The sequence below is a fragment of the Pseudomonas sp. 91RF genome (assembly GCF_003576265.1).
Classification (GTDB): Bacteria; Pseudomonadota; Gammaproteobacteria; order Pseudomonadales; family Pseudomonadaceae; genus Aquipseudomonas; species Aquipseudomonas kribbensis.
Genome location: NZ_QWFC01000008.1, coordinates 1 through 23,035, shown reverse-complemented (window position 1 = coordinate 23,035; position 23,035 = coordinate 1). Strand labels below are relative to the sequence as shown.

Annotated in this window: 23 protein-coding genes; 11 read left to right on the top strand and 12 right to left on the bottom strand. The window is 59.3% G+C overall.

All coding sequences use genetic code 11. From position 1 onward, the window contains the following. Positions 1-61 precede the first annotated feature (61 nt). Both map and DXT77_RS01025 read right to left on the bottom strand, forming a co-directional pair. On the bottom strand, positions 62-853 hold the full coding sequence (gene map, locus DXT77_RS01030; RefSeq protein ID WP_119426274.1) for a type I methionyl aminopeptidase: 792 nt from the start codon (positions 851-853) through the stop codon (positions 62-64). Next, positions 850-1,110 (bottom strand): ParD-like family protein, encoded by a 261-nt coding sequence (locus DXT77_RS01025; protein WP_085711344.1) that lies wholly within the window; start codon positions 1,108-1,110, stop codon positions 850-852. Before DXT77_RS01025 ends, map begins: the two co-directional genes overlap by 4 nt. Before the next feature lie 296 nt (positions 1,111-1,406). Between DXT77_RS01025 and DXT77_RS01020 the strand changes: the two genes are divergently transcribed. From DXT77_RS01020 to DXT77_RS01010, 3 genes are all read left to right on the top strand, one after another. Further along, on the top strand, positions 1,407-2,342 hold the full coding sequence (locus DXT77_RS01020) for a Ppx/GppA family phosphatase (protein WP_119426273.1): 936 nt from the start codon (positions 1,407-1,409) through the stop codon (positions 2,340-2,342). Between the two features lie 259 nt (positions 2,343-2,601). After that, positions 2,602-3,978, top strand: a complete 1,377-nt coding sequence (locus DXT77_RS01015) for a pyridoxal-phosphate dependent enzyme (RefSeq protein ID WP_119426272.1) — start codon at positions 2,602-2,604, stop codon at positions 3,976-3,978. Then, positions 3,975-5,153, top strand: coding sequence for a cystathionine gamma-synthase (locus DXT77_RS01010; RefSeq protein WP_085711347.1), 1,179 nt, complete (start codon positions 3,975-3,977; stop codon positions 5,151-5,153). The genes DXT77_RS01015 and DXT77_RS01010 overlap by 4 nt, the downstream gene beginning before the upstream one ends. A 562-nt stretch (positions 5,154-5,715) precedes the next feature. On the opposite strand, the gene DXT77_RS29790 is transcribed toward DXT77_RS01010, so the two are convergent. Next, on the bottom strand, positions 5,716-6,201 hold the full coding sequence (locus tag DXT77_RS29790; protein WP_158593084.1) for a hypothetical protein: 486 nt from the start codon (positions 6,199-6,201) through the stop codon (positions 5,716-5,718). Positions 6,202-6,567: 366 nt separating this feature from the next. Here DXT77_RS29790 and DXT77_RS01000 point away from each other — a divergent pair, with 366 nt between their 5' ends. Then, the gene (locus DXT77_RS01000) at positions 6,568-6,882 is read left to right on the top strand and encodes a hypothetical protein (RefSeq protein WP_119426271.1); all 315 of its coding nucleotides are present in this window, start codon (positions 6,568-6,570) and stop codon (positions 6,880-6,882) included. Positions 6,883-6,926: 44 nt separating this feature from the next. Beyond that, a complete protein-coding gene (yecR, locus tag DXT77_RS00995) occupies positions 6,927-7,235 on the top strand; it encodes a YecR family lipoprotein (RefSeq protein WP_119426270.1) in 309 nt (102 codons plus the stop codon). Here yecR and DXT77_RS00990 read toward each other — a convergent pair. After that, on the bottom strand, positions 7,207-8,844 hold the full coding sequence (locus tag DXT77_RS00990) for a hybrid sensor histidine kinase/response regulator (RefSeq protein ID WP_119426269.1): 1,638 nt from the start codon (positions 8,842-8,844) through the stop codon (positions 7,207-7,209). The genes yecR and DXT77_RS00990 overlap by 29 nt on opposite strands. 113 nt (positions 8,845-8,957) lie before the next feature. Between DXT77_RS00990 and DXT77_RS00985 the strand changes: the two genes are divergently transcribed. Beyond that, positions 8,958-9,563, top strand: coding sequence for a response regulator transcription factor (locus tag DXT77_RS00985; protein WP_119426268.1), 606 nt, complete (start codon positions 8,958-8,960; stop codon positions 9,561-9,563). A gap of 15 nt (positions 9,564-9,578) precedes the next feature. Here the strand turns inward: DXT77_RS00985 and DXT77_RS00980 are convergent, their stop codons facing one another. After that, a complete protein-coding gene (locus DXT77_RS00980; protein WP_114883627.1) occupies positions 9,579-10,577 on the bottom strand; it encodes a bile acid:sodium symporter family protein in 999 nt (332 codons plus the stop codon). A gap of 84 nt (positions 10,578-10,661) precedes the next feature. Between DXT77_RS00980 and DXT77_RS00975 the strand changes: the two genes are divergently transcribed. Next, entirely contained in the window at positions 10,662-11,450 is a 789-nt protein-coding gene (locus tag DXT77_RS00975; protein WP_119426267.1) for a helix-turn-helix domain-containing protein, read from the top strand. A 138-nt stretch (positions 11,451-11,588) separates the two neighbouring features. Further along, entirely contained in the window at positions 11,589-13,301 is a 1,713-nt protein-coding gene (locus tag DXT77_RS00970; RefSeq protein WP_119426266.1) for an amidase, read from the top strand. A 37-nt stretch (positions 13,302-13,338) separates the two neighbouring features. On the opposite strand, the gene DXT77_RS00965 is transcribed toward DXT77_RS00970, so the two are convergent. Next, positions 13,339-14,277: a Dyp-type peroxidase gene (locus DXT77_RS00965; protein WP_372238663.1), complete on the bottom strand. Its 939-nt coding sequence runs from the start codon at positions 14,275-14,277 to the stop codon at positions 13,339-13,341. A gap of 204 nt (positions 14,278-14,481) precedes the next feature. Here DXT77_RS00965 and DXT77_RS00960 point away from each other — a divergent pair, with 204 nt between their 5' ends. Next, on the top strand, positions 14,482-15,462 hold the full coding sequence (locus tag DXT77_RS00960; protein WP_119426265.1) for a TerC family protein: 981 nt from the start codon (positions 14,482-14,484) through the stop codon (positions 15,460-15,462). Positions 15,463-15,581: 119 nt separating this feature from the next. On the opposite strand, the gene DXT77_RS00950 is transcribed toward DXT77_RS00960, so the two are convergent. Beyond that, positions 15,582-16,682 carry a polyamine ABC transporter substrate-binding protein gene (locus DXT77_RS00950; protein WP_119426264.1) on the bottom strand — a complete coding sequence of 367 codons (1,101 nt, stop codon included), beginning with the start codon at positions 16,680-16,682 and terminating at the stop codon, positions 15,582-15,584. A 253-nt stretch (positions 16,683-16,935) separates the two neighbouring features. Further along, complete coding sequence (locus tag DXT77_RS00945) at positions 16,936-18,342, bottom strand: cytosine permease (protein ID WP_119426263.1); 1,407 nt, start codon at positions 18,340-18,342, stop codon at positions 16,936-16,938. Between the two features lie 323 nt (positions 18,343-18,665). On the opposite strand from DXT77_RS00945, the gene DXT77_RS00940 reads away from it, so the two are divergent. Both DXT77_RS00940 and DXT77_RS00935 read left to right on the top strand, forming a co-directional pair. Beyond that, on the top strand, positions 18,666-19,151 hold the full coding sequence (locus DXT77_RS00940; protein WP_064597301.1) for a flavin reductase family protein: 486 nt from the start codon (positions 18,666-18,668) through the stop codon (positions 19,149-19,151). 67 nt (positions 19,152-19,218) lie between these two features. Further along, the gene (locus DXT77_RS00935; protein WP_119426262.1) at positions 19,219-20,262 is read left to right on the top strand and encodes an LLM class flavin-dependent oxidoreductase; all 1,044 of its coding nucleotides are present in this window, start codon (positions 19,219-19,221) and stop codon (positions 20,260-20,262) included. A 78-nt stretch (positions 20,263-20,340) separates the two neighbouring features. Here DXT77_RS00935 and DXT77_RS00930 read toward each other — a convergent pair whose 3' ends face one another. The 4 genes from DXT77_RS00930 to DXT77_RS00915 all read right to left on the bottom strand — a co-directional run bounded on the left by DXT77_RS00930 (position 20,341) and on the right by DXT77_RS00915 (position 22,696). Then, entirely contained in the window at positions 20,341-20,889 is a 549-nt protein-coding gene (locus DXT77_RS00930) for a hypothetical protein (protein WP_119426261.1), read from the bottom strand. 164 nt (positions 20,890-21,053) lie between these two features. Next, entirely contained in the window at positions 21,054-21,308 is a 255-nt protein-coding gene (locus tag DXT77_RS00925) for a hypothetical protein (protein WP_119426260.1), read from the bottom strand. Between the two features lie 100 nt (positions 21,309-21,408). Beyond that, positions 21,409-22,122: a hypothetical protein gene (locus DXT77_RS00920; protein WP_119426259.1), complete on the bottom strand. Its 714-nt coding sequence runs from the start codon at positions 22,120-22,122 to the stop codon at positions 21,409-21,411. A gap of 124 nt (positions 22,123-22,246) precedes the next feature. Next, the gene (locus DXT77_RS00915) at positions 22,247-22,696 is read right to left on the bottom strand and encodes a hypothetical protein (protein WP_178083430.1); all 450 of its coding nucleotides are present in this window, start codon (positions 22,694-22,696) and stop codon (positions 22,247-22,249) included. Positions 22,697-23,035 lie beyond the last annotated feature (339 nt).

The window sequence follows — 23,035 nt, the reverse complement described above, 5'->3', positions numbered from 1 at the left end:
CCTGCGGACTTTTCGCGTGTTACTTGCGGCCACCGCAACGTCGGGTTGCGGTGGCCTTTTTTTAAACGATGGCCGTCAAACCTTCGATCTGATCCGGCCAAACCGTCAACACCTCAAACCCGTCCTCCGTCACTGCCACCATGTGTTCCCACTGCGCCGACAGCGAGCCATCCTTGGTCAGCACGGTCCAGCCATCCGGCATGTTCTTCACATGGCGCTTGCCGGCGTTGAGCATCGGTTCGATGGTAAAGATCATCCCTGCCTTCAGCTTCAGGCCCTGATTCGGGTAACCGTAATGCAGCACTTGCGGCTCATCGTGATAGACCTTGCCGATCCCGTGCCCGCAGTATTCGCGCACCACGCTGAAACCTTCCCTTTCCGCCAGGCTCTGGATCGCATGACCGATGTCACCCAGGGTGGCGCCCGGACGCACCACGCGGATGCCGGCACACATGGCCTCGTAGGTGGTCTTGATCAGATGCTGCGCCTCGGCTGAAGCCTGGCCGACCACGTACATGCGGCTGGTGTCGCCGAACCAGCCGTCCTTGATCACGGCGATGTCGAGGTTGAGGATGTCGCCATCCCTCAACGGCGTGCCCGACGGGATGCCGTGACAGACCACGTCGTTGACCGACGCGCAGACGGTTTTCGGGAAGCCGTGATAACCGACGTTGGCCGGAATCGCCTTCTGCACATTGACGATGTAGTCATTGCACAAGCGGTCGAGTTGATCGGTGGTAACGCCAGCCTTGACGTGCGGCACCAGCATCGCCAGCACCTCGGCGGCCAGTTGGCCGGCCACACGGGATTGGGCGATCTCGGCCCGGGTGTTGATCTTGATCGGGTTTCTCATGCCTTGGCTGCCTCTTGAACCGGGATGTTCTGCGCGGCATCGGCCAAGGCACAGATTTGTTGCAGATCCAGACCGCCCGCTTGCTCGGCGCGAATCAGCAACCGGCAGATGGCGTGGTGATCGAGGTCGGGATACAGCTCGGCGAGCATGCCGATGCGCATCCAGTGCTCGGCCTGCGCGTTGATCGAGCGGCTGAGTGCGTTGCTGGAGATGCGCAGATTTTCGTGCATGTCCTCTGAAATCTTTACGATGCCCATGGCAAGATCCGATATGGAATATATATGGAACGTATATTAATCGGGCATTCCTTCGAATTGCAAATTTCGCTGAACACTCAAATCGCAGGCAAAAAAAAGCTGCCGAAGTTGGCAGCCAAAATCATGAAAAGCACGCGATGTATTGGGAGCAAGTATGAGCACCCGATAATGACAGTGTCATGACAGCGCCAAATTCATTGAACCGCCCTCCCCGCGTCATCAGGTTGTCATCGAAGCCATTGCAGAATCCTCGCAAACCGCCCGGGCCTGGGGCGGTGGATTTTGCAAGGATTCCCATGAAAGAAGACGCCTCGCTGTTTGCTGCCATCGATCTCGGTTCGAATGCGTTTCGCATGATGATCGGTCAGTCGGTCCGCAGCAGAAAAGGCTTCATGATTCAGGAAGTGAAAACCTTGCGTGAACCGGTGCGGCTGGCCGAGGGATTCGATGGCCGGGCGCTCGACGAAATGGCGCTGGATCGCGGCTGGCAGGCCCTGGCGCGGTTCGGCAAAAAGCTGCGCGGTTTCGAGCCGGGCCGTGTGCGGGCGGTGGCCACCAGCGCCGTGCGCGAGGCCGACAATGCCCAGTTGTTTCTTGGCAGTGCGGAGCGGCATCTGGGCTTTCGCATCGATGTGATTTCCGGACACGAAGAAGCGCGTCTGGTCTACGCCGGTGTGGCCCACACCTTGCCGGTCGCCGATGACCTGCGTCTGGTGGTCGACATTGGCGGCGGCTCCACCGAGCTGATCCTCGGCCAGGGTTCGCAACCGTTGCTGACCGAAAGCATCGCCATCGGCAGCGGCACCCTGAGCGCACGCTACTTTCGCAATGGCGAGATTTCCCCCGGCGCCCTGCAAGAGGCCGAACGGGTAACCATCCTGCAATTCGAAAAGGTCGCCCGCCGCTATCGCGCCCAGGGCTGGCAGCAAACCATCGGCTCCTCGGGAACGGCACGGATGCTGGCCAAAGTGCTCAAGGCCAATCGCCTGAACGACTTCGGTCAGGGCGGCATCACCTACGGCGGCCTGCTGCGACTGTCGCTTCGCCTGCTGGAAGTCAGCAATGTGCGGCAACTGAAACTCGCCGGCCTGCAATCCCATCGTCAGAGCATTCTGCCCGGCGGCCTAGTCGTCATGCTCGCCGCCTTCAAGGTGTTCGGCATCGCGCAAATGGAGCCATCGGAACCCGGTTTGCGGCTGGGTGTCCTGCACGGCCTGATGAGCAACCACTGATCGGTTTTCGCTGCCGGATATTCACCGTCAGATCAAGCCATTCATGACCCTGAAGACGCCCTTTTAATACTCAATGGCGCCTTCGTATAAACCTCGGTAAATCGCTCCCTTGCCTTCTCTGATTTCGTTCTATGGTTAGATCGAAATGGCTGAATTGCACGCTGACTAATGGTTGCGACAGTTGATGTCTGCGCCTATGTTGCACGCGAGCTTTTCCCCCGCGAATGGAACGCGATCAACACCACAAAGAGGTGAAGAAATGTCAAAGGAATCACGCCCTGCCGTACTTGGGCTGATCGGCAATACTCCGCTGGTACAAGTCACACGCTTCGATACCGGCCTGTGCACCCTGTTTCTCAAGCTCGAATCACAAAACCCCGGCGGCTCGATCAAGGATCGTATCGGCCTGGCGATGATCGACGCGGCCGAACGCGACGGTCGCCTGCAACCCGGCGGCACCATCGTTGAAGCCACCGCCGGCAACACCGGCCTGGGTCTGGCGCTGGTAGGCCGCGCCAAGGGCTACCGCGTCGTGCTGGTAGTGCCGGACAAGATGTCCACGGAAAAAGTCCTGCACCTCAAGGCCATGGGCGCCGAAGTACACATCACCCGTTCCGATGTCGGCAAGGGTCATCCCGAGTACTACCAAGATGTCGCTGCCCGTCTGGCGAAAGACATTCCCGGCGCCTTCTTCGCCGACCAGTTCAACAACCCCGCCAACCCGCTGGCCCACGAATGCAGCACTGCGCCGGAGATCTGGGCGCAGACCGAGCATGATCTGGACGCCATCGTGGTCGGCGTCGGCTCCGCCGGTACGCTGACCGGCCTGACCCGTTTCTTCAAACGCGTACAACCGGACCTCGAAATGGTCCTGGCCGACCCGGTCGGTTCGGTCATGGCTGAATACAGCCGCAGCAAGCACCTCGGCACCGCCGGTTCGTGGGCGGTGGAAGGCATCGGCGAAGACTTCATACCGTCGATCACCGACCTGTCGAGCGTGCGCAGCACCTACTCGATCAGCGACGAAGAAAGCTTCGATCACGCCCGTCAGTTGCTGCGCTCGGAAGGCATTCTCGGTGGTTCGTCCACCGGCACCCTGCTCGCCGCCGCGCTGCGTTACTGCCGTGAGCAAACCGTGCCGAAACGTGTGGTCAGCTTCGTCTGCGACACCGGTACGCGCTATCTGTCGAAGGTCTACAACGACCAGTGGATGACCGATCAGGGCCTGTTGCAGCGCAAACGCTACGGCGACCTGCGCGACCTGATTGCCCGCCGCTTCGAAGACGGCAAAGTGGTCAGCGTCGGCCCCGACGACACCCTGATGACCGCGTTCCAGCGCATGCGCCTGGCGGATGTTTCGCAACTGCCGGTACTGGTGGAAGGCAAACAACTGGTCGGCGTGATCGACGAATCGGACATTCTGGTGCGCGTACACGAAGATGCCACGCTCTTCAGCAAACCCGTCGCCAGCGCGATGACGGACAAACTGCAAACCCTCGCCCCCGCCGCAACCCTGGCTGAACTCGAAGCCGTGCTCAGCAGTGGCCTGGTGGCGATCATTGCCGACGCTTCGGGCTTCCACGGCCTGATCACCCGCGTCGACATGCTCAACCAACTACGGAGATCCCTTGCATGAGTCAGCACGACAAGAACGCCCGCCCGCAGGGTTTCGCCACCCGCGTGATCCACGCCGGGCAGACGCCGGACCCGACCACCGGCGCGCTGATGCCACCGATCTACGCCAACTCCACCTACCTGCAAGACAGCCCCGGCGTGCACAAGGGCTTCGACTACGGCCGCTCGCACAACCCGACGCGTTTTGCCCTGGAGCGTTGCGTGGCGGATCTGGAGGGCGGCACCCAGGCGTTCGCCTTCGCTTCCGGGCTGGCGACGATTTCCACCGTGCTCGAACTGATCGATGCCGGCTCGCACATCGTCTCCGGCAATGACCTGTACGGCGGCACCTTCCGCTTGTTCGACAAGGTACGCCAGCGCAGTGCCGGGCATCGTTTCAGCTACGTCGATCTGGCCGACCTGTCGGCGTTCGAAGCGTCGCTGCAGGACGACACGCGCATGGTCATGGTAGAAACCCCGACCAATCCGCTGCTGAGCCTGTCCGACCTCGCCGCCATTGCACGCATCTGCAAGGCACGGGGGATCATCTGCGTGGCCGACAACACTTTTGCCAGCCCGTGGATCCAGCGTCCGCTGGAACTGGGTTTCGACATCGTGCTGCACTCGACCACCAAGTACCTGAACGGTCACTCCGACGTGATCGGCGGGATCGCGGTAGTGGGTGACAATCCTGCTCTGGCCGAGCGTCTGGGCTTCCTGCAGAACGCCGTCGGTGCCATCTCCGGCCCGTTCGACGCGTTCCTTACCCTGCGCGGTGTGAAGACCCTGGCGCTGCGTATGGAGCGTCATTGCAGCAACGCGCTGGAGCTGGCGCGCTGGCTGGAGCAGCAGCCGCAGGTCAAACGCGTCTACTACCCGGGCCTGGAATCCCATCCGCAACACGAACTGGCCAAGCGTCAGATGCGCGGTTTCGGCGGGATGATTTCCCTGGATCTGAATAGTGATCTGGCAGGTGCTCGGCGCTTCCTGGAGAACGTGCAGATCTTCGCCTTGGCCGAGAGCCTCGGTGGTGTCGAAAGCCTGATCGAGCACCCGGCGATCATGACCCACGCGACCATCCCGGCCGAAACCCGCGCCAAGCTCGGCATCGGTGACAGCCTGGTGCGCCTGTCGGTGGGCGTCGAGGATATCGAGGACCTGCGTGCGGATCTGGCGCAAGCCCTGGCCAGCATCTGACCCGCAGAAACGTCAAAGCCCGCACGAGGCGGGCTTTGGTGTTCGAGTAGGCGGCCAGTGCTGGTCTCTGGCTTACGAGGTTTCTCAGGACTCCCACAGTACAGGCAATGTGCTCTGCTGCTTCACACGGCATAAGGGCTGGAACCCAGCGCGGGGTTCTTTCTAACCGTGTACCCTTCGGAACGCGCCCAACGCTTCCTCGCTATCCGCTTGCGCATCAGTCTGCGTCTTCGCCTACATTCTTGAGCCTAGCAAACACGCTGCTTTGCGCTACGCGGCTTTTAGATTGATTTTCTTCTAGCGCTTGCCTGCAAGGAAGTTAACCGACTATCGCCTTCGCGCTCCCCGGACCTGCCACCCGATCGGGACGAACTATACTTTTTCAGTTCGCTGTTCAGGTTTCATGCAAAACGTCGACACCCGTGCGCCTTGCGGCGCGCCCGTGCCAATCGCCAATCTGGTTAACCCCGGGGCCAACGAGCCACACCGTCCACCGACGGGGAATGCTCGGATGCTGGGTGGCTGATGGGTCGTGGAGAAAATCATGAAACACAAGCTTTGGTCAGGCATGGTCCTGGCGGTCGCTGCAACGGTGGTGGTGATGCCCGAAGTCTGGGCGGCGCAGGCGCAGGCTGTGGCGTCTGACGGGGCCGATCATGTGGGCGCCGGGGCAGTTGCTTCCGACGGGGCCGATCACGTGGGCGCCGGGGCTGTCGCTTCCGATGGGGCCGACCATGTGGGCGCTGGCGCAGTTGCATCCGATGGCGCAGATCACGTGGGCGCCGGGGCTGTCGCTTCCGATGGCGCCGATCACGTGGGCGCCGGGGCTGTCGCTTCCGATGGCGCCGATCACGTGGGCGCCGGGGCTGTCGCTTCCGATGGTGCCGACCATGTAGGCGCTGGCGCAGTCGCTTCCGACGGGGCCGATCACGTGGGCGCTGGGGCAGTCGCTTCCGATGGTGCCGACCATGTAGGCGGTGGCGCAGTCGCTTCCGATGGCGCCGATCATGTGGGCGCTGGCGCAGTCGCTTCCGATGGCGCCGATCATGTGGGCGCTGGCGCAGTCGCTTCCGATGGCGCCGATCACGTGGGCGCTGGCGCAGTCGCTTCCGATGGGGCCGACAAGGTGGACGCCAGAAGGCTCGCCTACTCTCGCCGTGGCGTAGGCTCCGATCAGGTCGCGTCTGCCCTCATGACCGGCAGTTATTCAGACCAGTTCAACAGCCCTCAGTAATGCTTTTCGGCGCAACCGGCGGCCTGCCGGTTGCGCCGCACTAGCACATTTGTGCTAATCGACCACCCCGTTCCCTGGCGTTATATTCCCTCGCAACCCCCGACACTCCCCAACATTGCCGCTGCGCAGTGCGCGGGATCGTTGTGCCTGGAAAAACAACAACACCAAGGAAGCAACACCATGAACCTGTACCTCAACTTAGCCAGAATCACCGTGCTCGGTGCCCTGCTTCTCGGCGCCACCGGATGCCAGACCGCCAAGCCCACCGAAGACAGCATGCGCGAACGGGCCCAGACCGTCATCGGTAAACCGGTCTCCAAAATCGGCAACATCCGCAACGACAGCACCCTGACCTACTACACCGCCTACACCGCCGCTGGCGAATACAACTGCGAACTGCCCAGTGGCGCGATCATCGCGGTCGCCAGCATGGGCATCATGACGCCTCCGCTGTCCTGCCTGCCCAAAGGCGCGTCGCCGATTCCGGTCCAGTAAACCGTTACACCGCCTTCTCATCCGGTAAAGGATTCCGTTCGATCATGAAAACACTCATCGCCACCCTCAGCCTCGCCGCCATCGTTCTCACCGGCTGCGCCACACCGAAACAATGGGAAGCCACCGGCGGCAGCAAGACCGATGGCGTCGTCCAGGTTTCCTATGAACTGGGCCAGTTCGAAAGCGGGCAAACTTCCGCGGCCCAGGGACTGGCGACGGCCGAAGGACGCTGCAAGGTCTGGGGCTACAAGAGCGCCGAAGTCTCCGGCTCGGAGAAGAATATCTGCCGCACCATGGGCCAGTACAACTGTCTGCAAACCACCATCACGCAGGACTATCTGTGTAAGCGCTGACCACTTCGGTCTGCCGGTCGCGCAGCGCACGCAAGGTCGCGCGCAGCTCGGCCGGGCGCACCGGTTTGGACAGAATGGCAATCTGGCGGTCATGCAGGGCCGCCTGGATTTTTTCAATGTCATGCCCGGTGATGATCATGGCCGGCACCGCAAAACCCCGCTGTCGACGAACCTCATCGATGCACTCGATACCGGTGCTGTGCGAGCCGAGGTCATAGTCGGCGACGATGATGTCGCAGTCGGTGACCAGCCCCTGCCCCGTCAGTTCAGCCTGCACGACACAGCCCCAGCGCTCGAGCAACGCCGAGGTCGCCAGCAGAACGTTATGGTCATCCTCCACCAGACACACCTTCAACCCCGTCAGCAATCCGACCTGACGAGCCTCGTCGCGACTGACCGGCAACTGCGGCGCCGCCCGTGGCAACCCTTGCAGCGTCACGGCCGTGCCATGCCCCAGCCGTGAGCGAATCAGCACCTCGACGCCGATCATCTGCCCCAGCCGCTTGACGATCGACAGGCCCAGCCCCACGCCTTCAACGTCCTTGTCGCGCAATTGACGAACCCGATAAAACTCCTCGAAAACCCTGGGCAGATGCTCCTCGGCGATGCCGCTGCCACGGTCATAAACCACGATGGCCAAACCCGCGCCCTTTCTGCGTACGCCCACCAGCACCGGTCGCTGCGCGCCATATTTGAAGCAGTTGGACAGCACGTTCTGCACCATGGTCGCCAGCAACGCCGGATCCGTGTACACCCAATGCTCGCAACGGTGCAGACGCAGATCCACCCCGGCCCAACGCGCCGCTTCGGCATTCTGGCGAATCAACTCCGTCAGCCACTGCCCCAGCTCCAGCGTTTGCATCCTGGGTTGAACCCGGCCGTTATCGAGGGTGTACAGATCGAGGATCGAGCGGAAAAGCTGCGACACGTTGAGCAGCGAACGGTCGATGTTGTCCACCAGCCGCCGCTCGTCCTCGCCCAGTCGCGATTCGCGAAGACACGCGGTAAACAGGCCGATGGAGTGGATCGGCTGGCGCAGGTCATGACTGGCCTGGGCCAGGAATCGCGATTTCTCCAGGTTGGCCGCGACGGCTTCTTCGGAAGCCTTGCGCGTGCGCTCCAGCAACAGGTGCGCATACACCGGAATCACCGTGCTGGTGATCATCAGCATCAGCACCATGAACGGTTGCGCCTGCCAGTACGGCGTCAACCGATAGACCGCCAGCAGCGCGAGCAATGCCAATACCGTGGCGATCGCCAGATAGCGCGAGCCATAGCGCATGCCGTTGCCGAGGTTGACCCAGACCATGACGGCATAGATGGGCAGCGCCGCCTCGCCACCGACCACCAGACCGAAGCAGGTGCCGGTGTAATCGTGAACCATGCCGAAAATCCGCCGCGCCGGATAATGCCCCGGCCAACGCACGATGGCCTGACGCAACCCGACGGAGGCCAGCAGAAACAGGGCAATGTAAGTGACCACCGGCAGATAGGTATCGAAGCGCTGGCCCGGCAGGAAACCGAGCACGCCCATGTACACCAGCGCGATACTGGCGATGATGATGCGCAGATTGGCCTGGTCGAGCTCGGTGTTCTTTTCGAACTTCATGGGGAACGTCCTTGTGCGGCAATCGTCAGAATCAGCACGAACCGACAGGCAACGCCTTCGCCCGGTGCTAAGGTGCACGCCGTGAGAAATGTCGACCCAGGGAGGGTTGTGCCATGACATGCCGAATCATCATAGCCGACGATCATCCGCTGTTTCGCGAAGCGATGGTGCGCACGGTCCGGCGCCTGCTGCCTGAAGCGCTGATCGAAGAAGCCGGCGATCTGGAGGCGGTGCTCGCCCTGCTGCCTTCCGGCGATGAGCCAGACACGCTGATTCTGGACCTGCGCTTCCCCGGCCTGACTTGCGTCAGCCAGCTCGGCGAACTGCGCCGGCGCCTGCCGCGCACCACGCTGATCGTGGTGTCGATGGTCGATGACGAGGCACTGATCGGCGAAGTCATGGCGGCGGGCATCGACGGTTTCATCGGCAAGAACATCGCCCCCGACGAGATCGGCGAGGCCATCCTGGCGATCCGCGAAGGCGAAGTGCTGGTGAAGTTCGCCCCGTCGGGCCTGCTGCCGCTGGAAACTGGCGCGGCCCTCACCCCGCGTCAGCAGGATGTTCTGCGGCTGATCGCCCAGGGCAAGACCAACAAGGAAATCGCCCGTGAACTGGATATTTCCCCGTTCACGGTGCGGATTCATGTGTCGTCGTTGTTGCGGGTGCTCAACGTGCCGTCGCGGGCGGCGGCGGCAGTCAAGTATTCCGGTGCGGGTTAGCGTCCGCAGCCGTGATTACGGATCAACCTGCGCCATCAGTTCCTGCACCGACTCCTGTCGTTTCGCGTAACGCTGCGCCAGCACCGCACAGACCATCAACTGGATCTGGTGAAACAGCATCAGCGGCAGAATGAGCACACCGATCGTGCTGCCGGCAAACAACACCTGCGCCATCGGCACACCGGTGGCCAGGCTCTTTTTCGAGCCGCAGAACAGGATGGTGATGCGGTCCTCCAGGTTGAAGCCAAACAACTTGCCCAGCAGGGTCGACGCCAGCAGCACCAGCCCCAGCAGGATGCAGCAGGCCACCACGAGACCGAGCAGGTCGATGACCGGGATCTGATGCCAGATGCCTTCGTTGACGGCTTCACTGAACGCGCCGTAGACCACCAGCAGAATCGAACCCTGATCGACGAATTTCAGCCAGTTCTTGTTGCGACCGACCCATGCGCCGATCCAGCGACGGGCGATCTGACCGGCGATGAACGGCAGCAGCAGTTGCACACTGATTTTCAGGATCGCGTCGACGGTCGAACCGCCGTCGCCATGCACGTTCAGCAACAAGGTCACCAGCAATGGCGTCAGAAAGATACCGAACAGACTCGATGCCGCCGCACTGCAGATTGCCGCCGGAATGTTGCCCCGGGCCAGCGAGGTGAAGGCAATCGCCGACTGCACCGTGGCCGGCAATGCGCAGAGGTAAAGCATGCCCATGTACAGGTTGTCACCGATCATCGGCGACAGCAGCGGCTTGAGCGCCAGCCCCAGCAGCGGGAACAGGACAAACGTCAGGCCGAACACCAGCAGATGCAGGCGCCAGTGACCGGCGCCGGCGATGATCGATTCACGGGAAAGCTTGGCGCCGTGCAGGAAAAACAGCAGCGCAATCGCAATGTTGGTCAACCAGCCGAAGCCGACCGCGACCTGGCCGCTGGCGGGCAGGAAGCTGGCCAGCAGCACCACGGCGACAAGGGTCAGGGTGAAGTTGTCGGGCAGGAATCTTGGGCGCGTCATGGTTTGTTCATCCGGGGGTTGCCAGTATGTGGAAGCGACTCTAACGTGACTGGCAATTACCGACTAACGCCGAAGAGCCGCAAGATGCCGCCAAAAGGACACGACAAAAGCGTCAGACGTAGCATTCCCGGGCTGCCAAGCCTGCCGCGCCCGCTGTATGGGCGCACCGAATCACTGCCCAATCGCGCCCTGACCCGTCGCCACAGTCATCCGTGGGTGCAATTGTCTTACGCGATCCAGGGCGTGCTCGAAGTGCAGACCGCCGCCGGTCGTTTCGTCGCCCCGCCAGAGCGGGCCGTGTGGATTCCGGCGGGGGTGCCCCATCGGGTATTCAGTTCGCCGCACACGGAAATGCGCAGCCTGTACATCGATTGCAGCGTGGCGGGTTGGGCGCTGGAGCGTTGTCATGTGCTCGGCGTCAGCGATCTTTTGCGTGAGTTGATCCGGGCCTTCAGTCAGATTCCTGTCGAGTATGACCAGAGCGGCCCTCATGGACGCCTGGCACAGGTGATCCTCGATCAATTGGCCGAAGCCCCGCAAATCGACCTGATGCTGCCACTGCCTCAGGACTTCCGTTTGCGGCAGATTTATCAAAGTCTCGAGCAACATCCGGAACAGCAGACCACACTCAGTCACTGGAGCGAAAAGTTCGGCGTGACCGAGAAAACCCTGAGCCGGCTGTTTCTGCGCGATACCGGCCTGACTTTTCGCGCATGGCGCCAGCGCTTGCGTTTGCTGGGCGCGCTGACGCCACTGGAGCGTGGCGAACGGGTCACCGAAGTGGCTCTGGCCTGCGGTTATGATTCGACATCGGCCTTCATCGCAGCCTTTCGCCAGCAGTTTGGCGAGACGCCCGGAGAATTTTTTCGCTGATTTTTGTCGATATTTATCGAATTAGGACATGCCAATCGACAAACTTCAGGGTAGAGTTTCGCCCATCAAGAATGATTGACGCGTTTCGACGATAACAATGATCAACCACCCTTTAGCGAACCTGTCGGCGGTAACAGCATGATCGAAGTCACTGAAGTCTCCATTGCTCAACTGCGCTCGGCGCTCGAATCCGGCCAGACCACCGCGGTTGAACTGGTCCAGGCCTATCTGGCACGTATCGATGCCTATGACGGCCCGCAAACCGACACCGCCCTGAACGCGGTGATCGTGCGCAACCCAGAAGCCCTGAAGGAAGCCGAGGCGTCCGATGCCCGCCGCGCCAAGGGCGAAACCCTCGGTCCGCTGGACGGCATCCCCTACACCGCCAAGGACAGCTATCTGGTCAAAGGCCTGACCGCTGCGTCCGGCAGCCCGGCGTTCGCCGATCTGGTGGCCCAGCGTGATGCATTCACCATCGAGCGCCTGCGCGCCGGCGGCGCGATCTGCCTGGGCAAGACCAACATGCCGCCGATGGCCAATGGCGGGATGCAGCGCGGGGTCTACGGTCGCGCTGAAAGTCCGTACAACGCCGCTTATCTGACTGCGCCGTTTGCTTCCGGCTCGTCGAACGGTGCCGGCACCGCCACCGCTGCCAGCTTCTCGGCATTCGGTCTGGCGGAAGAAACCTGGTCGAGCGGACGTGGCCCGGCATCCAACAATGGCCTGTGCGCCTACACGCCATCCCGTGGGGTGATCTCGGTGCGCGGCAACTGGCCGCTGACGCCGACCATGGACGTGGTGGTACCCTACGCTCGCACCATGGCCGACCTGCTGGAAGTGCTCGACGTAGTCGTCGCCGAAGACACCGACACCCGTGGCGACCTGTGGCGCCTGCAACCCTGGGTGCCGATCCCGAGCGTCGCCTCGGTGCGCCCTGCTTCCTACCTTGATCTGGCAGTGAAAAGTGATGCTCTGGCTGGCAAACGCCTCGGCGTGCCGCGCATGTACATCAACGCCGACCCTGAGGCCGGCACCAGCGAAGCGCCGGGCATCGGCGGTCCGACCGGGCAACGCATCAACACCCGCGCCTCGGTGATCGACCTGTGGAAACAGGCTCGCCAGGCCCTCGAAGCCGCCGGCGCGGAAGTCATCGAAGTGGATTTCCCGCTGGTCTCCAATTGCGAAGGCGATCGTCCGGGCGCACCGACCGTGTTCAATCGCGGCATCGTTTCCAAAGAGTTCATGCACCACGAACTGTGGGACCTGTCGGCCTGGGCGTTCGATGACTTCCTGCGCGCTAACGGTGACCCGAAACTCAATCGACTGGCGGACGTCGACGGCCCGAAAATCTTCCCGCACGACCCGGGCACCCTGCCCAACCGTGAAGGCGACCTCGCCGCCGGCATGGATGAGTACGTCCGCATGGCCGAGCGCGGCATCACGCCGTGGGATCAGATTCCGACCCTGCCGGACGGTCTGCGCGGTCTGGAGAAGACCCGCAAGCTCGACCTCGAAGACTGGATGGACCGCCTCGGCCTCGACGCCGTGCTGTTCCCGACCAACGCCGACGTGGGCCCGGCGGATGCCGACGTCAACCCGGACTCGGCGGACATCGCCTGGAGCAACGGCATCTGGGTCGCCAACGGCAACCTCGCGATCCGCCACCTCGGGGTGCCGACCGTTACCGTGCCGATGGGCGTGATGGCCGATATCGGTATGCCGGTGGGGCTGACGTTTGCCGGTCGCGCCTATGACGATTCGACGTTGCTGCGTCTGGCAGCAGCGTTCGAAGCGACCGGGTCGAAACGTCTGGTGCCGCCACGTACACCAGCCCTGGCCGCAGGCAAGTAAATGCAAAACGGCGGGATCAATTGATCCCGCCGTTTTTTTATCGCTCTGCCAGTTCTTCCAGCAAATCCGCCGAAGGCACGAAGAACAGACTGCCGGTGACCGCCGTGCTGAAGTCCAGCAATCGATCGTAATTGCCGGGCGGTTTGCCGACGAACATGTTTTCCAGCATCTGCTCCAGCGGCTCGGGCGAACGCGCGTAACCGATGAAGTAAGTGCCGAATTCACCTGCGCCGGGCCGACCGAACGGCATGTTGTCGCGCAGTATTTTCACCTCTTCGCCGTCCTTGGTGATGGTCGTCAACGCACTGTGGGAGTTGCTCGGTTTGACCGAATCATCCAGCTCGATATCGGACAGCTTGGTGCGCCCGATCACCCGTTCCTGCGCTTCGACCGGCAAGTCGTTCCACGCCTTCATGTTGTGCAGATACTTCTGCACCAGCACATAACTGCCGCCGCTGAACGTCTGATCTTCATCGCCTACGAGGGTGAAATGCTCGGCTTTGCGACCGACCGGATTTTCCGTGCCGTCGACGAAACCGATGATGCTGCGCATGTCGAAATAGCGGAAACCCTGCACTTCGTCGGTCACCGTCACGGCGCCGTCCAGCGCTGACATCAACTGCGTGGCCAGTTCGAAACACAGGTCCATCTGATCGGCGCGAATGTGCAGCAGCAGGTCGCCCGGCGTAGAAACGGCGCGCCGCCCTTCTACGCCGAATTCGCGAAAGTCATGCAGGGACGCCGGTCGCGGACTGCCGAACAGACGATCCCAGGCGCTGGAAGAAAACCCGCAGACGCAGGACAAGTTGCCCGAGGGCACGCGCTTGCCGACCGAGCGTGTCAGGCCTGCGATATCGGCGCACCAGCCGCGGACTTTTTCGGCCGCCTCGGCTTCGGCGTTAAGGGTCGCCACGATAAAGATCGCAGCGCTGGTGATCGGGCTGCAGACGGCTTGAGGATCTGGCGTGTCGATGATCGTAGCTCCCTGAGTGGTGGACTGACTCGACAGCGAGGTTAGCAAAGAAGTGTCGAATGAAGTATTACCCGTGCGCTGCACGTGGCGATCGACACTTCGGTATTCACGAACAATACCCACGAAATAAACGATTTTTCTTCGTCGGAATTCTCCTACTAGCATGGCCCCGTCTACCCCGAAAAACATAAAGACAGGGAGAACGACATGCACCCCATCAACATCGGCGAACCCTGGATGTGGGCCGCCTTCATCGTTTTTGTTCTCGCCATGCTGGCCGTTGACCTGTTTGTCTTCGGCGGGCGCAAGGCGCATCGGGTCTCGGTGCGCGAAGCCTCATCCTGGGTGATTGCGTGGTGCATGCTGGCGCTGGCCTTCGCCGGGCTGCTCTGGTGGTATCTGAACGGCGAGTTCGGGCCCGAAATCGCCCAGCGCAAGACCCTGGAATTCCTCACCGGTTATTTGATCGAGCAATCGCTGTCGATCGACAACATGTTCGTGTTCGTGATGATCTTCGGCTACTTCGCTGTGCCGCCGGAGTTGCAGCGCCGGGTGCTGCTGTACGGCGTACTCGGGGCGATCGTGATGCGCGCGGCGATGATCTTTGCCGGGGTGTGGCTGGTGTCGCAGTTCACCTGGCTGCTGTATGTGTTCGGCGTGTTCCTGATCATCACCGGGATCAAAATGCTGGTGTTCGCCGAACAACAACCGGACCTCGATAACAATCCGCTTCTGCGCTGGGTGCGCGGGCATCTGCGAGTCACCAACGGCTTTCACGGCGAGCGCTTTTTCGTGCTGCAGAACGGCGTGCGCTGGGCCACGCCGATGTTTCTGGTGCTGGTACTGATCGAGGCCAGCGACCTGATGTTCGCGGTGGACAGCATCCCGGCGATTTTCGCGGTGACGACCGATCCGTTCATCATTTTCACCTCGAACATCTTCGCGATCATGGGCCTGCGAGCGTTGTACTTTCTGCTGGCGGACATGGCCGACCGCTTTCATCTGCTCAAGTACGGACTGGCGCTGGTGTTGGTGTTCATCGGCGGGAAGATGACGGCGATGCCGTGGTTTCACATGCCGGTGGAGTGGTCGCTGGCGATTGTCGGCGGGCTGATTCTGGCGTCCGTGGTGCTGAGTCTGGTGCTGACGAAGGACAAGTCGCCAGAAAAAGAACGGCAGAGTCAGTGACTTGAATACAAAACCTGTGGGAGCGAGCCAGCTCGCGATGGCGTCATGTCAGCCAACTGATATGTTGAATGACACAACGCTATCGCGAGCAGGCTCGCTTCCACATTTTTAAATCTGGATTATTTATCGGACTTGATACTGGTCCAAACCCGCGTCCGCACCCGCTCCAGTTTCTGCGGCAATGGCTGCACCACATACAGCGTCTTCAGCGCTTCGCTGGTCGGCGTCAGGTTCGGGTTGCCGGTGATTTCCTTGTTGATCAGCGGCAGCGAATCCTTGTTGGCATTCGGGTAGCCGAGGAAGTCGCTGATCGAAGCGATGACCTTCGGATCGAGCAGGTTATTGAGGAATTCATGGGCCTCTTCAACGTTCTTCGCGCTCTTCGGAATGGCGAAGGTGTCGAACCAGATCGGCGCGCCTTCCCTCGGCAGGCGCCAGTCGACCACCACGCCGTTCTTCGCCTCTTTGGCACGGTTGCCGAACTGGTAGAAGCTGCCGGAATAACCGATGGCCACGCAGATGTCGCCGTTGGCGATATCGGTCATGTACTTGGCCGAGTTGAAGTAGGTGACGTAGGGGCGAACCTTGAGCATCAGGTCCTTGGCTTTCTCATAGTCGGCCGGGTTCTGGCTGTTCGGGTCGAGCCCCAGATAATGCAGGGCCAGCGGGAGGATTTCCGACGGCGAATCGAGCATCGCCACGCCGCAGGATTTGAGTTTTTCCATGTTCTCGGGTTTGAACACCAGATCCCAACTGTCCACCGGCGCACTCTCGCCCAGCGCAGCCTTGACCTTGGCCGGGTTGAACCCGATCAGCACCGTGCCGACCATGTACGGCACGCCGTACTGATTGCCGGGGTCATTGGAATCGAGCAACTTGAGCAGCGCCGGATCCTGGTGACTCCAGTTCGGCAGCTTGGACTTGTCGAGTTTCTGGAACACGCCGGCTTTGATCTGGGTATCGAGGAACTGGTTCGACGGCACCACCAGGTCGTAGCCGGAGTTGCCGGTCAGCAGCTTGGCTTCGAGGGATTCGTTGGTGTCGAAGGTGTCCCAGGTCACTTTGATGTTGCTTTTGGCGGCGAAATCCTTGGGCACCGACGGCAGGATGTAGTCCGCCCAGTTGTACACCCGCAGCTCGCGCTGTTCGGCCTGGACGGCGCTGGCCAGCAGCGTCAGCCCGAAAACAGTAGCGCCCAGAATGCGTTTCATCGTGACCATGTTGTGTTTCCCCGAATGCAGCGTGAGTCGATGGTTTTTATGTTCTGTACACGGCAGCGGCTGTCAGGTCAGCCAAGGGCAAGGAAGGTGCAGCGTCTTGTTGTGGCTTCGATTCTTGCCGACAAGCGCACAAGGCGCACAGTAGCCGATTGGCCAAAAGGGGATCGATATGGCCAATTTGCGTGACCGTCAGAATACTGAAACGACAATGCCCGGCGAGTGGCCGGGCATTGTTTGAACAGACGGCGAACGGTCAGTCAGTAAAACCCAACTTTGCCGCCCTGCTCTGCTGCGTCTGCCCGCGCGTCGCCAGGCAGTAATACAACGGGCACGTCACGATCAGGCCGACCAGCCACGACAGGTCCGCGCCTTCCACCAGATTGGCGTATGGCCCGACATACAACGATGTGTTGGCAAACGGCAGCTGCACGATGATGCCGATGAAATAGGCAATGATTGCGTGCAGATTGAAACGCCCGTAGATCCCGCCATCGGCGCGGAAGATCGAGGCGATGTCGTAGCTGCCGCGCTTGATCAGGTAGAAGTCGATCAGGTTGATCGACGCCCACGGCACCAACACCAGCAGCAGCGCCAGAATCAGGCCGATGAACTCGGAAATGAAATCCGCCGAAGCCCCCAGCGCCACCACACAGCAACCCGCCAGCACGACGCTCGACAGGATCACTCGCACCTTGATGCTCGGCGTCCATTGGCTGGCGAAGGTCTGGATCGAGGTGATGATCGACAGCACCGCGCCATACAGATTCAGCGCGTTGTGGCTGATGATGTTGAGCAGGAACAGCACCATCAGAATCGGCCCCAGCCAACCGGTGGACTGCTTGACCGCCGCCATCGCCTCGGTGCCCTCGGGTGTCGCCAGCACCGCCACCGCGCCGAAGGTGAACGACAGAATCGTGCCCAGCGTGGCGCCCAGATAGGTCGCGATAAATGGCTTGCTGATACCGATGTCTGCCGGCAGGTAGCGGGAATAGTCCGAGACGTACGGCGAGAAACTGATCTGCCAGATGATCCCCAGCGACACCGTTGCCAGCCACCCGGACAGATTGAAGCTGCCACGGGTAAAGAAGTCCGCCGGCAACTCATGGGCAAAGATGTAGATGAAGCCGGCCAGCAACGCACTGCCCATCACCCAGGTGCCGATGCGATTGAGCGTATGTATGAAGTTGTAGCCGATCACGCCGATGGCCGTGGCACTGAGGGCACCGATCAGGATGCTCAGCGGTGCCGGCACCGACGGCGCAATGCCGACGATGGATTTGCCGGCGAGCACGATGTTGGAAATGAAGAAACCGATGTAGATGATTGCGGCGAAAAACACGATCAGCAGCGCACCGTAACGCCCGAACTGACCACGACTCTGCACCATCTGCGGAATTCCCATGCGCGGGCCTTGCGCCGATGCCAGGGCAATCACCACCCCGCCGATCATGTGCCCCAGCGCAATCGCCAGCAGCCCCCAGAACAGGTCGAGATGAAACACCTGGACCACCATGGCGCCGGTGACGATGGGCAGTGGCGCAATGTTGGTGCTGAACCAAAGGGTGAATAGGTCGCGGGCCTTCCCGTGGCGTTCCGCGAGTGGGACGTAGTCGACCGTGTGATTCTCGATCAACGGATCTTGCCGGGACATCTGGGACATATATGAACTCGATTGGGTCTGTTCTTATCGTTGTATGAAGCCAAACCGGGGGCGCTTCGGGGCGGCCCCTCAGATGAACACCATATTATGGTATTCCAACATTTTCACAAGACTGATCCGCTGTTTACGGCGGCAACTGATCCGGCATCCTCCCCGATAGCCAGGCTTTGCGGCTAGACGAAAGCCCCGTAAATGTTGAGTTTCCGACGAATGCACCACGTTTATCGTTTCACCAAAAAAGCGCTTGCAATCGATGTATTACGGTATACCATCAGACCCACAAACGAATAAAAACACGCTTCACCGCACTCGAGGATTGACCAATGATCGATGCTGCCGTCTACAAACAAGTCATGGGCTCGTTCCCGTCCGGCGTCACCGTCATCACCACGCTTGATGACGACGGCCAGATCGTCGGCCTCACCGCCAGCGCATTCAGTTCGCTGTCGATGGACCCGGCCCTGGTGCTGTTCTGCCCCAACTACAGCTCCGACTCCTATCCCGTCCTGATCAAGAACAAACGCTTTGCCATTCACGTCCTGTCCGGCGGACAACAGAGCGAAGCCTACGCGTTCGCCCGCAAAGGCAAGGACAAGGCCCAGGGCATCGAGTGGACACTGAGCGAACTGGGCAACCCGATCCTGGCCAACGCGACAGCTATCATCGAATGTGAGCTGTGGCGCGAATACGAAGGTGGCGACCACGCGATCATGGTCGGCGCGGTGAAAAACCTCATCGTTCCTCAGCAGGACACCGGCCCACTGGTGTATTGCCACGGCAAGATGGGCGCCCTGCCCGCCTTCGCCTGACCCACACGTTTGCATTTAAACAGGCCTGCATGCGACCGGCCGACCACAAGAGATTCGAGGTAGCGTCATGAAATTTTCCCTGTTCGTACACATGGAACGCTGGGACGAAAGCGTCAGCCACCGTCAACTGTTCGAAGACCTGACCGAACTGACGTTGATGGCCGAGGCCGGCGGTTTCAGCACCGTGTGGATCGGCGAACACCACGCCATGGAATACACCATCTCGCCGAGTCCGATGCCGCTGCTGGCCTACCTCGCCGCCAAGACCACCACCATTCACCTCGGCGCCGGCACCATCATCGCGCCGTTCTGGCACCCGCTGCGGGTCGCCGGTGAATGCGCCCTGCTTGACGTCATCAGCAACGGCCGGATGGAAGTCGGCCTGGCCCGTGGCGCCTATCAGGTGGAATTCGACCGCATGGCCGGCGGCATGCCTGCTTCCAGCGGCGGCCAGGCGCTACGGGAAATGGTCCCGGTGGTCCGCGCCCTGTGGCAAGGCGACTACGCCCACAATGGCGACATCTGGAAATTCCCCACGTCGACCAGCGTGCCGAAACCGATCCAGCAGCCGAACCCGCCAATGTGGATCGCCGCCCGCGACCCGGACTCCCACAACTTCGCCGTAGCCAATGGCTGCAACGTGATGGTCACGCCGCTGATGAAGGGCGACGAAGAAGTCCTCGACCTGAAAAACAAATTCCAGACCGCGCTGGACAACAACCCCGACGTGCCGCGTCCGCAATTGATGGTGCTGCGCCATACCCACGTGCATTCAGTGGATGACCCGGAAGGCTGGAAGGTAGGCGCCAAGGCGATTTCACGTTTCTACCGCACCTTCGATGCGTGGTTCGGCAACAAGGAAGTACCGGTGAACGGCTTCCTCGCCCCGAGCCCGGAAGAGAAATTTGCCGGACGGCCGGAGTTTGAGCTGGAGAGCCTGCACAAGACGGCGATGATCGGTACGCCGGAAGAGATCATTCCGCGGATCAAGTATTACCAGGAACTGGGGGTGGATGAGTTCAGTTTCTGGTGCGACAACAGCTTGCCGCATGCGGAGAAGAAGAAGTCGTTGGAGTTGTTTATCAAGCATGTGGTGCCGGTGTTCAGATAAACCTGCTGCCTGGCAAATGAAAACGCCCCGATAAATTCGGGGCGTTTTCATTTCTCATTTCAGCGCAAAGTCAGCGAATCAACTCTTCACAGGAATACGCTGCTCGGGCAGCGTAACGTCGTAGACGCGCTGCTCGCAACCGTCACCAACAAACTCAAACTCCACCAGATACGTTTTGCCGCGCTCTGGCGTAAACGAATTGCTCACTGGCCCGCAGGTATGGACAACCCCGGTACGAGGGCCACTCGCATAGCCTGAGACTTCAATTGCCTTATCGGCATCGGCCTGGGTTTCCAGTTGCGGGAAGCGCTTGGCCACCGCGCTGTTGCCCACTTCGTTGAGCTTGGCAATCCAGCCGAACACCTGGCCTCGCCCCGAATCCACGACGGTACCCAGCAATTCCATGCGGCGGTCGGGATCGTCTGCCCGACGGATTGAAAACTCCACCGGAATCGTCGACCCCGTCGCTTTCATCACCACCTTGGCGTGCTGCGCATCGACTGCCACCGTACTCTGGTGCAGTTGGACTCCGTCTTTCAGCAGGCTGGGAGAAGAATCCCGAACGTTGGAATGGCAACCTGCAAGCGCGATTGCCAAGGTCAGAGTGACGAGTGCAGGTTTGTTCACGTATGAATCTTCCCTAATGAGCGCAACAAGACGGAGGTGATATCAAATATTGGCGCGATACTAGATGGCCACTATTTAGGCGTCAATCACTCGATTCGGTAAAAAGGCAAAATGCAAAAAAAGGACAGATTCATTAAATTAAACAAATTCGCCCCCTTCCTCCACTAGAGCCAATCAAACTCTATCGAGTCAAGAATTTTTTGGAGTTTAATGGGATCTGCCCCTCCCCCAAAAAAGTACTCATTCCCACCAAAGTCTTTTAAATCGTCTGGAGTACCTTTCCAATAAAGTACAAAAAACTTCTCATCCAATACATCTTCTAAAGCTCCGCCATCTTGAAATGTCGAAACTCTAATGTACGGTCCATAAATCTCGTCGACGCAAACTAATATCCGCTCACCGGTTTTCGAGTCAATCATCTCTTAAGTCCCACTTAAAGCTGTCGCCCCTTCCAACCCGAAGCGCAGACCTTGGAGTAGTTTTTTGGGGATCTCTCAGAATCTGCCCCCCTTCTCTCACTTACTCTTTGACCCCACTCAAAAGTTGCTTCACTAAGATTGGCGCCCCAATAGATACAACCCCCCTCTCAGGATCATCAAACTCACCCACCATTTTAAACAGCAGACCTTTCACTTCACAGATCAAGCGGTAAAAATCCAAATCCTCACTTGCAATTCCAGACCAAGGCATAGATAAAGCAATATCGGCCCCTGCATCGCTAGGCAGCGCAACCATATAACAACGGTATCCAGCCAAAACCGTATCAACGACGCTTCGAACTGGCAACTCTGACAATCGTAGAGCACCGTAGAACTTTAATTTCCCATCTGCTTCTACCGTAACATCTTTCAAATCAGTCGCTTTAGGTATTTCAACCCCCTGCAACTTCAGTGCCCCCCACAACCCTCGATAGCGGATAATTCTCGTGTCTGACTGCCATGCGGAGCTACCAACCAGTAGCCAAACCTCATACGCCGGCAACGACTTTTCAATAACATTAGCAATAAACTCTAATACAAAAACAAAAGACTCACTCGATGTGCTTTCGACCAAAAAACTCGCAGCAGATAGCACATCTTTGACCTTCGCACTTTCTGATCGAATATTAATCACTTCGTTATCAACAGAGATATCTGGTGTACTAAAAATTTTAACTTCAGTAGTCATAGTGATTTCCAGAGTCGTCATTGAAATGAGGGCCTCGATTTTGAGGGTCTCCAGCGCCGTAGTCATGCCCCCCGCGTCATCACGAACTCTTACTGTCCGCGCACCACTAACAAAAGGGGACAGGTTTATTAAATATTATAAACCTGCCCCTTATTCTTCGACTTACCAAAACCAGCCAATCGAGGGTTTCTTATTCTTCCCTCTCGCGCTCAATATCCAACGGCAAAATTGTGTTAAGCGCATTCATCGAGGATTGAAAAATACAATACCTCACTTGACTTGGGAGATCCGAAAACTGTAAAGGAATGAAAGGCTTAGCTATCAGCTTATATCTTCTATCATTAGAAACATCATAACTAAAGATGCCTCTACCAGCCATTTCAAAAAATGATTTCAAATAATTCTTACGCTGTATATCGCCATTAAACCCTGGGAGATTTTTTTCAACAAATTCAACACCACAACCAGCAGATCTTGAAAAAATATAATCATATATTTCTTCATAGGCTGAAATTGATTGCCTTACAAAATCCGGAACAAAACCGCGCCCACCTGTCGCGAAATGCATTATCGTTCCGTCCAGACACGACGCAAACCAGTCCAAATCATGGAGTTCCAAAAAATCTTGATCCATCTCCATCATTCTTCTCCGAACATGTTGATGCAGTTTTGACAACGAGGAACGACCTCACCGGTTCTAGGCCTAATTGCGGATGTAAATTTTATATCCTTAAGCTTTAGATGCGAATTATTCAGAAGCAGCTCGTTTGCTGCTCTGAACTCTGAAAAAGGGGACAAATTTATTAAATATAATAAATCTGAGAATCATCTGGCCGGCCTCCCCACCTCACGGAGGTGGCGCAAAATTCAAGGTGCGAACTTAGTCTTTTGCGTAGGAGGCCGTGATGAAATTCTGTGGCATAGACCTGCATTCGAACAACAGTGTTGTGGTGGTTACCGACGAAACGGATCGAGTATT

Bases quoted from the DNA above. Each gene is read 5' to 3' on its own strand.
- DXT77_RS00980 (WP_114883627.1), bottom strand. From the start codon at position 10,577: ATGACGCGCCCAAGATTCCTGCCCGACAACTTCACCCTGACCCTTGTC.
- DXT77_RS00985 (WP_119426268.1), top strand. From the start codon at position 8,958: ATGACATGCCGAATCATCATAGCCGACGATCATCCGCTGTTTCGCGAA.
- DXT77_RS01020 (WP_119426273.1), top strand. From the start codon at position 1,407: ATGAAAGAAGACGCCTCGCTGTTTGCTGCCATCGATCTCGGTTCGAAT.
- DXT77_RS01025 (WP_085711344.1), bottom strand. From the start codon at position 1,110: ATGGGCATCGTAAAGATTTCAGAGGACATGCACGAAAATCTGCGCATC.
- DXT77_RS00950 (WP_119426264.1), bottom strand. From the start codon at position 16,682: ATGGTCACGATGAAACGCATTCTGGGCGCTACTGTTTTCGGGCTGACG.
- DXT77_RS01000 (WP_119426271.1), top strand. From the start codon at position 6,568: ATGAACCTGTACCTCAACTTAGCCAGAATCACCGTGCTCGGTGCCCTG.
- DXT77_RS00990 (WP_119426269.1), bottom strand. From the start codon at position 8,844: ATGAAGTTCGAAAAGAACACCGAGCTCGACCAGGCCAATCTGCGCATC.
- DXT77_RS00920 (WP_119426259.1), bottom strand. From the start codon at position 22,122: ATGACTACGGCGCTGGAGACCCTCAAAATCGAGGCCCTCATTTCAATG.
- DXT77_RS01015 (WP_119426272.1), top strand. From the start codon at position 2,602: ATGTCAAAGGAATCACGCCCTGCCGTACTTGGGCTGATCGGCAATACT.
- DXT77_RS00975 (WP_119426267.1), top strand. From the start codon at position 10,662: ATGCCGCCAAAAGGACACGACAAAAGCGTCAGACGTAGCATTCCCGGG.
- DXT77_RS00940 (WP_064597301.1), top strand. From the start codon at position 18,666: ATGATCGATGCTGCCGTCTACAAACAAGTCATGGGCTCGTTCCCGTCC.
- DXT77_RS00935 (WP_119426262.1), top strand. From the start codon at position 19,219: ATGAAATTTTCCCTGTTCGTACACATGGAACGCTGGGACGAAAGCGTC.
- DXT77_RS00960 (WP_119426265.1), top strand. From the start codon at position 14,482: ATGCACCCCATCAACATCGGCGAACCCTGGATGTGGGCCGCCTTCATC.
- DXT77_RS00915 (WP_178083430.1), bottom strand. From the start codon at position 22,696: ATGGAGATGGATCAAGATTTTTTGGAACTCCATGATTTGGACTGGTTT.
- DXT77_RS00970 (WP_119426266.1), top strand. From the start codon at position 11,589: ATGATCGAAGTCACTGAAGTCTCCATTGCTCAACTGCGCTCGGCGCTC.
- map (WP_119426274.1), bottom strand. From the start codon at position 853: ATGAGAAACCCGATCAAGATCAACACCCGGGCCGAGATCGCCCAATCC.
- DXT77_RS00945 (WP_119426263.1), bottom strand. From the start codon at position 18,342: ATGTCCCAGATGTCCCGGCAAGATCCGTTGATCGAGAATCACACGGTC.
- yecR (WP_119426270.1), top strand. From the start codon at position 6,927: ATGAAAACACTCATCGCCACCCTCAGCCTCGCCGCCATCGTTCTCACC.
- DXT77_RS01010 (WP_085711347.1), top strand. From the start codon at position 3,975: ATGAGTCAGCACGACAAGAACGCCCGCCCGCAGGGTTTCGCCACCCGC.
- DXT77_RS00925 (WP_119426260.1), bottom strand. From the start codon at position 21,308: ATGATTGACTCGAAAACCGGTGAGCGGATATTAGTTTGCGTCGACGAG.
- DXT77_RS29790 (WP_158593084.1), bottom strand. From the start codon at position 6,201: ATGATCGGCGCCATCGGAAGCGACTGCGCCAGCGCCCACATGATCGGC.